Source organism: Pseudomonas sp. SID14000 (assembly GCF_002165135.1).
Taxonomy (GTDB): Bacteria; Pseudomonadota; Gammaproteobacteria; order Pseudomonadales; family Pseudomonadaceae; genus Aquipseudomonas.
This window is the reverse complement of the sequence record NZ_NFZQ01000165.1, coordinates 1-392: the sequence shown is the minus strand read 5'-3', so window position 1 is coordinate 392 and position 392 is coordinate 1. Positions and strand designations below refer to the sequence as shown.

Here is a 392-nt window from a genome sequence, read left to right as displayed (position 1 = left end):
GGCGGAAGACGTTGAGGATGATCTGCACCGACGCGACGTGCGGGCGCGCGATCGCCGCGAGCGCCTCGTCGACGGTCTCGACGGACACGCCGTAGGCGGCCGCGCGGCCGTCCTCGACGACCCGGTCGAGCGCGTCGTACACGTCGTCGCTGCGCAGCACCGCGCTGGGCGGGCAGTGCAGCTGCACGAGGTCGAGCGTGTCGGTGCGCAGGTTGACGCGGCTGCGGTCGGTCCACCGGCAGAACGCGTCGTACGTGTACGCCTCGGCGACGTGCGGGTCGGCGCGGCGGCCCATCTTGGTGGCGACCGTGCCCCACCCGGCGAGGTCGGGGCGCGACGCGAGGAACGCGCCGATCGCGCGCTCGGACCGCCCGTCGCCGTACACGTCGGCC

Annotated in this window: 1 protein-coding gene; it reads right to left on the bottom strand. The window is 74.7% G+C overall.

Annotation, left to right across the window (positions count from 1 at the left end; genetic code table 11):
* Positions 1 to 392, bottom strand: a 392-nt coding sequence (locus CAY82_RS27790) for an aldo/keto reductase (RefSeq protein ID WP_140399192.1), incomplete at both ends; no start/stop codon positions are given.